Annotated in this window: 7 protein-coding genes; 4 read left to right on the top strand and 3 right to left on the bottom strand. The window is 37.8% G+C overall.

Translation table 11 applies throughout. The features are described from left to right. Positions 1 to 296 precede the first annotated feature (296 nt). The 3 genes from F6K40_RS35775 to F6K40_RS35765 all read left to right on the top strand — a co-directional run bounded on the left by F6K40_RS35775 (position 297) and on the right by F6K40_RS35765 (position 4,242). Positions 297 to 3,278, top strand: coding sequence for a phospholipid carrier-dependent glycosyltransferase (locus tag F6K40_RS35775; protein ID WP_293143583.1), 2,982 nt, complete (start codon positions 297 to 299; stop codon positions 3,276 to 3,278). Between the two features lie 514 nt (positions 3,279 to 3,792). Beyond that, entirely contained in the window at positions 3,793 to 4,020 is a 228-nt protein-coding gene (locus F6K40_RS35770; protein ID WP_293143580.1) for a photosystem II protein, Psb35-related, read from the top strand. Positions 4,021 to 4,113: 93 nt separating this feature from the next. Then, a complete protein-coding gene (locus F6K40_RS35765) occupies positions 4,114 to 4,242 on the top strand; it encodes a hypothetical protein (protein ID WP_293143577.1) in 129 nt (42 codons plus the stop codon). A gap of 562 nt (positions 4,243 to 4,804) precedes the next feature. Here the strand turns inward: F6K40_RS35765 and F6K40_RS35760 are convergent. The 3 genes from F6K40_RS35760 to F6K40_RS35750 all read right to left on the bottom strand — a co-directional run bounded on the left by F6K40_RS35760 (position 4,805) and on the right by F6K40_RS35750 (position 9,024). Then, the gene (locus F6K40_RS35760) at positions 4,805 to 5,029 is read right to left on the bottom strand and encodes a zinc ribbon domain-containing protein (protein WP_375340627.1); all 225 of its coding nucleotides are present in this window, start codon (positions 5,027 to 5,029) and stop codon (positions 4,805 to 4,807) included. 175 nt (positions 5,030 to 5,204) lie between these two features. Further along, positions 5,205 to 6,026: a RusA family crossover junction endodeoxyribonuclease gene (locus F6K40_RS35755; protein ID WP_293143574.1), complete on the bottom strand. Its 822-nt coding sequence runs from the start codon at positions 6,024 to 6,026 to the stop codon at positions 5,205 to 5,207. Positions 6,027 to 8,301: 2,275 nt separating this feature from the next. Then, entirely contained in the window at positions 8,302 to 9,024 is a 723-nt protein-coding gene (locus tag F6K40_RS35750; RefSeq protein WP_293143572.1) for a pentapeptide repeat-containing protein, read from the bottom strand. Between the two features lie 162 nt (positions 9,025 to 9,186). On the opposite strand from F6K40_RS35750, the gene F6K40_RS35745 reads away from it, so the two are divergent. Next, complete coding sequence (locus F6K40_RS35745) at positions 9,187 to 10,125, top strand: cobalamin-binding protein (protein ID WP_293143569.1); 939 nt, start codon at positions 9,187 to 9,189, stop codon at positions 10,123 to 10,125. The last annotated feature ends 131 nt before the right edge of the window (positions 10,126 to 10,256 follow it).

Below are 10,256 nucleotides of genomic sequence, written 5' to 3'. Positions count from 1 at the left end.
AGAAACACGCAAGATCGGCGATTTTGCAGTTTGTTAATTTGAGGAGTGTTTTCGCTGTTGCAAAGCTTTCGGTGTGGAATGCTGCGCGAAAGGTTCTATAAAAGAAGGTGACAATAGGAAAAAACCTAACCCCCCAACCCCATTCCTATCCCCCCTTACCCCCCTTTTTAATCCCCCCTTGCCCCCCTTTCCAAGGGGGGATGAGGGGGGAGGAGGGAAGGGGGAGTTTCTCCCCTATCCTTGCAGGAGAGGGGTTAGGGGAGAGGTCTTCCCCTACTAAACTGATAACTGAAATTATGATTGCCCAAGATAAAAAACAACTCAAATTTAATCACATCCTTACTTTAACTATCCTATGGTTATTGGGGGCGGTGAGCGATCGCCTCTGGTTTGCTTTTGATAATTCTGTTCCTGCTTGGGATCAAGCGGACTATCTGACGGGTTCCCTTACCTATTTGCGTGTTTTCCAAAATCTACAATTGTTTTCTGGGGAATGGTGGCAGCATTTTTGGCAACTTTCGCCGAAGGTGCCACCGTTAACTTACATTCTTACTGTTCCGTTTCAAAATATCTTTGGTAGAGGTGCTGACGAAGCAACTTTAGTACATCTATTTTTTAGTGCTATTTTACTGACTTCGGTTTACAGTTTAGGCAGCAAATTATTTAATCAAAAAGTTGCGTTTTGGGCAGCAGTATTATCTATATTATTTCCGGGATTATATAGATATCGTTTACAATTTTTACTCGACTATCCTCTCACCGCAATGGTAACTTTAAGTTTCTGTTGTTTGACATTTTGGTATTGGAATAGGGAACAGGGAACAGGGAACAGGGAACAGGAAGAAAAGATTGATAAAAAAATATTGGATAGGGAACAGGGAAGAAAGAAAGTTTTATTATTTTTGGAAAAATTTAGAGGATTAATATCTGCTCAAACAGATAAGTTATTTCAAGATAAATCTCTCAGAAATTGGCTTTGGGCAACTGCTTTTGGTTTGACTTTCGGCCTGGCAATTTTAGTTAAGCAAACTACAATATTTTTTCTGTTTACGCCGTTGCTTTGGATAGGGATAAATATTCTCAAAAAACGGCAATGGTACAAATTAATTCAACTAATTTATTCTCTCTGCTTATCCGTCGCAATTTTTTATCCTTGGGCAAGAACAAATTGGCTATTAATGTTAACTGCTGGTAAACGAGCAACGGTAGATTCGGCTATTGCTGAAGGCGACCCCAATCTCTTAAGTTTAGATGCTTGGATTTATTATGGAAAATTACTGCCTTATCATATTTCTTTGCCTCTATTAATTATTCCCATTGGTGGATTAATTTTTTACTTTATCCGACTCAACAAAAAACAAGAAAACTTTTCAAATCAGCTCCATTCTTGTCAATGGATAGCCATATTTTTAATTGGAGGATACCTAATTTGCTCCCTCAATATCAACAAAGATTTTCGTTACACTTTGCCATTCTTGCCAGTTTTATCAATTTTATTAGCTTTTGGTTTAATGCAATTTCCCAGAAAAGTAGGAAAACAAATTCGCTACTTTACTGTTGGTTTAGCAATTATTTTAATGCTATTAAATCTCTGGCCTGTAGGTGGAATTTTCCTCAGACAAATTACTGCTTGGTTAAGTCCTGGCGCTACTTATTATGCTCATTTAGGCAAAGCATGGCCTCATCAAAAAGTAATTGCTGAAATTATCAAAACTGACCCCTATTTACAATCAACTTTAGGGGTTTTACCTTCCACTCCAGAAATTAATCAACATAACTTAAATTATTACGGCGCTCTACAAAATTTACAAGTCTATGGTCGGCAAGTTGGAACTAATTTAAAACAAATAGAACAAGATGCGCGATCGCTCTCTTGGTTTGTCACAAAAACTAATGAACAAGGTTCTGTAAAAAGAATCAAAAAAGCTCAATCTGCTATTGTTAATCTCATCGAAAAACACCCGAATTTTCAATTACAAAAAAGTTGGCAGTTGCCAGATAATAGCAACTTAAATCTCTATCGTAATCAGTTTTTACCTGTAGAAGTTAATCCTCTGAATAAACCACAGGAAAAAGTAAAATTAGACTATGTGATTTTATCGCCAAAAATTAGACCGGGAACTCCCATACCAATTACTTATAAATGGTCTGGTTCCTGGCAAGAATTACAGTCAGGTTTAGTCTTATTAACTTATCGTCGAGAAAATATAGCAACTCCCACAGTTACGAAGTACATTGAGAATCCCCCTAAATCCCCCTTAGAAAGGGGGACTTTGAACGCTCCCCCCTTAGAAAGGGGAACTTTGAACGCTCCCCCCTTAGAAAGGGGAACTTTGAACGCTCCCCCCTTACAAAGGGGGGCAAGGGGGGGATATAAAACTGTACCTCATAGATTAAAGAACTGCTATATTAATCCACCACAATTTCACCAATTGGTTTCTGAGTACATTGAGAATCCCCCTAAATCCCCCTTAGAAAGGGGGACTTTGAAGACTCCCCCCTTACAAAGGGGGGCAAGGGGGGGATATAAAACTGATAATAATATCTCAGAAAAACCTGTCACCAAATTTATTCACGATCGCGCTATTGGAATGGGAAGTTTATACCCTGGTCTGTCTCCAGCAAATAAGTCTGAGGTTGGGTTTGAAGTCATTGAACGAATAGGAATGTTACCCCCTGGCAATATTTCATCGGGAAATTACATATTAGAAGCAACTTACCTTAACCGGAAAACTGGAGAAACTTATCCTATTCCCATACAACCCCCCGTTCGTGTCGAAGTAGACCCCCAGGCGCAAATATTACCAGCACCAGAATTAGATTTAGTAACGCAGTTGCGGATGTGGGGCAAAAAGTTACCTCTGGGAATAAAGGGTTTGGAAACTGTGTTTGCAGAAGTGGCGCGAGTTAACCAATACGATCCAGTTCAAGATTATACTGAGCAAGCAGAACAAACTTTAACCTATCGTTTGCAACAGGAACCAGATAATTTAGAATTGCTCTATAGTTTAGCTTTAGCGCAAGTTTTACAAAAAGATGCAGAGGGAGCGATCGCTACTTTAACTAGGATAACTGAGTTAGATTCTCAAAACCCTTTTGCTTATGCTTATTTAGCTTTTGTCTATTTATACGATCTTAATCCGGGAGCGGCGGAAATTGCTTTAAAGTCTGCTTTGGAACTCGATCCTTATCAACCAGAGATTAGATCATTAAATGGTATTGCTGCTTTAATGCGAGGAAATTTAGTGCTAGCGTGGCAGGAGTTGATAAGTCCTTAGAATTTGGAATTTAGAATTTAGAATTCAGTGCAAAATTGTAGTGGACTGTTTCATTTTAAATGGTGTAATAAGTGTAGGTTGGGTTGAGGGACGAAACCCAACCCAACAACAATAGACATCTCCAGAAAATGTTCTCAAACCTTCCCAAATCGGTATTTTTGGAGAGGTCTAATAACGTGCGTGTTGGGTTTCCCTTCGTTCAACCCAACCTACATTATCACCTCATGGTCAAAAACTTTCTTATATAGCACTACGCAAATAGGTTAGGACATTTCTAAATCCTGTTTGCTCCGCATGACCTAGGAAAAACCCTTTGACATTTTGCTGTTCCCAGTTAAGTGTTCCCTGTTCCCTAGCGCCATATCATAATTTGAAATTTATGTCCATTCCAAACAGGTGTAGATTTCTATAACTTTTTATTCAGTTTACCCATGTACATTTACTTGACACTTCAGGCAATAACTTGTTACATTTATTTACAGTAAGGTTAAAAAATGTAAAGGAAAAACAAACTATGGTTATCTTAATCTCATTATTCGCGATCGCTTGGGTAGCTGCTGCAGTAATCGGAAGTCAAGCTTACTTCTTGGGCGAGCAAACAAAACCTATCCACGAGCGTAACTGGAATTCTAAGTCTTTTGAAAACTTGTCTGAATCTTTGACTGGCAATAGATTAGACTACAACAAGCGAGTTCCGTCGTATAGTATGGATGCCTATGCTAGTCAGTCTATTAATGGTTGAAATGCTTAGGTAATAGTTAACTTTCCTGGCTGTTGTCCCGCGCTCTCCATCCCCCCTAACCCCCCTTTGGAAGCTATCCCTTATAAGGAACTCTTGAAACCCTTGTGGGAGGGTGGGGAGGATGGGGAGGATGGGGAGGAGGGGGAGGATGGGGAGGATGGGGAGGATGGGGAGGAGGGGGAAGAAGAATTCTTTCTACAGTCTTCACTCAAGCGTGTCTAATTCAATACATTTTTCTCCTGAAAAAGCCGATTCAAGACTTAAACATAACTTGTCTATGTTGTCAAGTTTTATGTTAAGAAAGATGTTTATAAAGCATAGCTTTGGAAGGGGGGAGGGGAACGGAGGGATGGGAAAGCCTAGGCCCGGATTCGGACACCTTCATAAGCTAAACGTTCATATGCCCAAGACACAAGCTAGTGGACTGTTTCATCTTAAATGGTGCAATAGGCTTTTTTCTCCCTTACCACCTTGTCTTCCTTGTCCACCTTGTCTTCCTTGTCTTCCCACAACCTAAAATCTAATGCACAGTTTTAGCTGAAACATTCCACTACGAATAGCTTTCATGCGTAAGTCCTATTACTGCTCCATAAAACTGATACAAAGCGTCACATAACGTAACAACTTGATGTGTACGGACGTTTAGCTAAAGCACAACTTTCCTAGGTCATGCTCCGCAAACGTTAACGCTGCGCGACATGTTTGCGCAGCATTCCCTATAAGAAAACGCATTTTTGCTCAAGCAACGTCCCTACCTGCTTCTACTGAGGCCGTCGGCGGTTTCTCATCCACAGGCATTCACGGCCCTTGCGACCGCATCTCTCAAATTTATACTGGCGTTTAAATCTCTATCCATTGACAAGCCACATTCAGGGCAGTCATAAGTCCTTACATTTAAAGGCATATCTTGAATATGACCACAATTCGAGCAAGTTTTTGATGATGGAAAAAAGCTATCAACTATTACTAACTCAGAACCGTCTGTTAAATAGTATGCTTTGTCACTTATTATGTCGTTATTATTTGATTAAGTCAATACTCTTGACTTGATAAATTTTACTACCTTATCTTTTACATTAACTAGCTTATTATATCGTGTAATAACGTAAATTTTCAACTAAGTTTTTACTCTTCCCTTTTCCCAGTTAAGTGTTCCCTCTTTTCTGGAGATGTCTACTGAATGCTTACGAAAGTATTTCAATTTCAATCCAAACTCCTGTTTTCTTAGTATCAGGAATATATTCAATAGTAAGTTTAGGAATACAACTCAAGCGATCGTCCTGAAGCACACCCGCACCATTTAATGTCAAAGCATCAAGACAAGCTCCTGCTAAATTATCTAAATCAGAATTAGTGCGATGTTTTCCACAAAAACTAATGGAAATAGCTGCTTTTTGAATCGGTAAATTTACCTCTAAATTAAGTTCAGAAACTTGACGGTAAATTTCTACTTCTGCCTGATTTCTCCAGGTGCGATATCGAGGTGGTAAATAAGTACCATTAGCAGTAACTCGTGGACGTGCTTTAGGAACTACTTTCCCAGGAATATAGAAATGAATTTTTGTAGAATTTTCAGATTCTTCAGATTCGGAGTTAGAAGTCGTAAAATTCTCATCATTATCTAATAACGGAATATTTTTGTTAACTTCCGTCTCCAGTTCTTCTGGTAAATTATCTTTTGATTGAGAGGTAACAAATTGCATTTGAAATTTATCTTCCATAGCATCTTCCATAACAGATAAATCAGCTTTTCTGTAAGCATCTAATTGTGTCCGGAAAGTAGGCCAACTTTTAGCTATTTGCAAATAAGTCTCCGCGCAGTTCTCTGAGAAATGGCAATTATTTTGGAGCCAAGATTGCCATTCAGTAGGAGAAAATAAAGTTTGAGTTTCCAATAATAATTGACCTAAAGAATAAGCATAAACCATAGCATTTTTTTGGTCAATTTGGCATTTTTGATGTTTAAAATTAATATCTTCTATTAAGTCTTGCCAGTTGAGAAACATTTGATAGTAGGTATTAGGAGAATAGGTGAATAAATTTACTATAGCAATCCTATTTCAGTTGTAAGATTTTGGTGGTAGGGGCGAAGAGCGTAATTAGGAGCATGACAAACGGAAATCGCCCGTACAGCAGTCAGGAGTCAGGAGTCAGGAGTCAGAATTTTTAAGGTTTTCAGCTCAAACTAACTATCATAAAAATTCTCACATCTCATTCCTGATTGCTATATAGCAATTCCCAAAAAGCGTGAGGTACAAAATTCTTTGGTTTTAGGGAACAGGGAACACTTAACTGGGAACAGGAAACAGGGAATAGGCAATAGGCAATAGGCAATAGGGAGTAGGGAATAGGGAATAGGGAATAGGGAATAGGGAGTAGGGAATAAGGAGTAGAAGAAGTAGTAATTCTCATTCCGTAGGAATAGATAAAGAAGAAAAACAACTCTACCTCCGAGAGCTTGGGAAACGCTATATAGAATGAGATAATACGAATTTGATATAATGTTGGCTACAAATGACTAAGCTATTTATTAGGACTTACCTAAAGAAATCTGGTTTTTAGGATAAATCCTTGTTTTTAACAATAAATATTGACGAAAAAACCCGGTTTCTGAGTTTGTCTGCGTCATCATAAATTTATGACCAAAAAATAATATAATCTCCGGTTGAATACTTATACTTTGGTGTCAGGAAGGCAGAAGGCAGAAGGGGAAGAAAAGGTTCAAAGGAAGAAGGTTTTTTTATCACTAATTATCCGGAAATAATATAAGATATAGCAATTCCCAAGAAGCGTGAGGTACAAAATTCCTTGGTTTTAGGGAACAGGGAACACTTAACTGGGAACAGGGAATAGGGAATAGGGAATAGGAAACAGGGAATAGGAAATAGGAACAAATAAAGATAGGTGTACCTCACGATTGCTGAGAAACGCTATATCAAGACTCCCCTTTCAAAAAAATAAAAAAATATTCGATTCAATATTTTAAGGTTCTGGCTTCACCGAGAGGTACTGATAATTGAAATGACTCACTCCTGTAAGTAGTATTTATTAATATTAATAGGCATCTCCAGAAAAGAGGGAATAAAGAATAGGGAATAGGGGGAAATAATTAATAATATAAAATCCGTTTATACAGTAATCGCAAAATTACTTCCTCAACTAAAATATGTTAAGCATAAATACGAATTTAAAAATTTATGCATTTTCATTTCCTTTCTTACTCATTACTCCTTACTCATTACTCCTTACTCATTAATCCTTACTCATTAATCCTGAGTAATACGATAACTAATTACCCGGATTCTATATAATATCATGTCCGCTTGTATCGGAGAGTGTAAACCTAAAGGTGAGTATCTACAGGAAATTTAAGTTTTTTTTCTTGCTCTTAAGTATTCCTCTCTGTTCCCAGTTATAGCAGGGAACAGGGAACAGGGAACAGGGAACAGTTAGAAAAACATTTCCCAGTCTAAGGTTCATCATCAGTCCATGTCCTAAGCAACTCTTTCTCAGCTATAAGTGTTCCCAGTTAAGTGTTCCCTACCTTTGCTATACAATACCGATGCTACCGGACATGATATAATTTATGTATGATTTGTAGTGATGGAACGGTATTTGCCAACATCAAACCTTACAAACAAGCGAAAAAAAGATTAACTGGTTATCAACGCCGTGTCAAGAAAAAGGAGCCTGGTTTCCTGCGGAATGCTACGCAAACAAAAAACAGAGCAAAAGCCGTAAAAAGGCTAGCTAAGGCTCACAAAAAAGCGAATGCGACCTTGCGACGACGACAGATCGCTTGCGGAACGCGCACCAAGCAGTAGCTGACATCAGAGCGGATGCACTACATAAACTAATATCATGTCCGGAGCAGAGCGTGATAGAACGACCTTCCGCTTACGCGACCAAAAAACTTTTTCCTCCTTATACCATGTCCGGATAATTAGTGATAAAACCATTTCTTTCTCCTGGTACATTCTTTTCTCCTGTCTCCTGTCTCCTGACTCCTCCATTTTTATTTATAAGTATTCAACCGGACATGATATTATACATTCAAACTCTCTTCTCTTCGCTCATTTCTCCGTACGGACGTTGCTTGAGCAAAAATGCGTTACATGTCGCGCAGCGTTAGCGGATCGAAAGCGTCAGCAATACGTCCCTACCTCCTGACTCCTTCTTCCTTATTTATAACTATTCAACCGGACATGATATAACAACATGGTTAGCTAAAAACCACAGCACCATAGTGATAGAGGTATGACAATGTAAGATGTCTACTGTTTAACTTTTACAAACTGGTTGGTAGTCAATACCATCAGATAGAATTGCATCAACTAACTTAGCATTCTTCAAATCAACCTGACTCAAGTTAGCATCAACTAAATTTACCCTACTCAAATCAGCACCATTAAAATTAGCCTTGGTTAGATCAGCACCAGACAAATTAGAACTATTAAGATCGACTAGACTCAAATTAGCATCAGAAAGATTAGCACTACTCAGATCAGTAACAATTAAATAGGAACCAGTTAGATCGGCATAACTCAAATCAGCGCCAACCAGATTAGCACCAATCAAACTCACATACCTCACTCTTGCACCAATCAAACAAACGTAACTGAGACTAGCGCTAAAAAGAAACGCTCTATCTAAAACAACTTGAGAAAGATTAGTACAAAAGAAGAAAGCACGATTAGCATCAATCTCAGAGAGGTTTGCTCCACTTAAGTTGGCATTACTCAGATTAGCTTCACCAAGTTTAGCACCTGTTAAATTAGCTTCACTTAAATTCGCCCCCACTAAATTTGCTCCACTCAAATTAGCATTACTGAGATTGACACCACAGAGATTAGTATTAGTCAGGTCAGCATTACTAAAATCGGAATTACTAAAGTCTGCACCACTGAGATTAATACTTTCAAGGCTAACTTCTTGCAGATTTATAGAAAGAAAATTTCTGTTACCATTAGTATAATCTTCTATTAATTGCTTGGTATGATTCATGATGGGTATCTACGCTATATTTTGTAACTCTAGCTATTAGCGCGTCTAGCTTTTAAATCTAGACACGCTAATACTATTTTCCCAAAATACCTCTAATATAGATGCTGATAAAGCTTAATTTTTTATCAAGAAAAATCTGCGCCATATACTCACAAGAAAATAATGGTTAATTGCTCACTAAAAATTGTTTCTCTTATTCCTAGTGCCACAGAAATTATTGCAGAATTGGGATTAACAAAAGCTATTGTTGGTAGAAGTCACGAATGTGACTATCCTCGAGAAATTCAAAATTTGCCTGTTTGTACTCAACCTAAATTTAATCCTGATGGTAGTAGTCGGGAAATTCACGATCGCGCTACGGAGTTATTACAATCTGCTTTAAGTGTCTACCTTGTGGAACTAGAAACATTAGAAAAATTACAACCTACTCATATTATTACTCAAGCTCAATGTGATGTTTGTGCTGTTAGTTTGGCAGATGTAGAAACAGCAGTGAAAAGTTTAACAAAAAGTCATCCTCAAGTTATCTCTTTAGAGCCTAATTTATTGGCAGAAGTTTGGGCAGATATGGAACGAGTAGCAAATAATTTAGGAGTGGATGGGAATGAGGTAATTTCTAAGTTAAAAAAAAGGGTTGCAGTTTGTGCAGAAACAACACAAAATTTACCAGTTAATAATATTCCAAAAGTTGCTTGTATTGAGTGGAGTAATCCACTAATGGCAGCCGGAAATTGGATACCAGAATTAGTTAAACTTGCTGGTGGAAATTCATTATTTGGAGAGATAGGAAAACATTCTCCTTGGTTAAAATGGGAGGAGTTATTAACTGCTAATCCAGATGTAATAATTTTTATGCCTTGTGGTTTTGATTTAGAACGTACTCGCCAAGATACTTTAGAGTTAATTCAAAGTTCAGAATGGCAAGATTTAACTACAGGTAAATCGGGAAAAGTTTACATTACTGATGGAAATTCTTATTTCAATCGTCCGGGACCAAGATTAGTAGATTCATTGGAAATTTTAGCGGAAATTTTACATCCCGAATTGTTTAATTTTGGTTATCAAGGGATAGGTTGGGAGCAGTTAATAATTAATAATTAATAATTACCTAAAAATTGAAAAATTAAGGTATAAAGGCTCCCCTTTTAAGGGGATAAAAAAAGAGAATATTCCTTACGTAAAGCCTCATTATTGCAGAGGTACTGATAACTGGGAACTGATAACTGATAACA

This window comes from Okeania sp. SIO3I5 (assembly GCF_010672085.1).
Taxonomy (GTDB): Bacteria; Cyanobacteriota; Cyanobacteriia; order Cyanobacteriales; family Microcoleaceae; genus Trichodesmium.
This window is presented reverse-complemented; position numbering and strand designations above follow the sequence as displayed.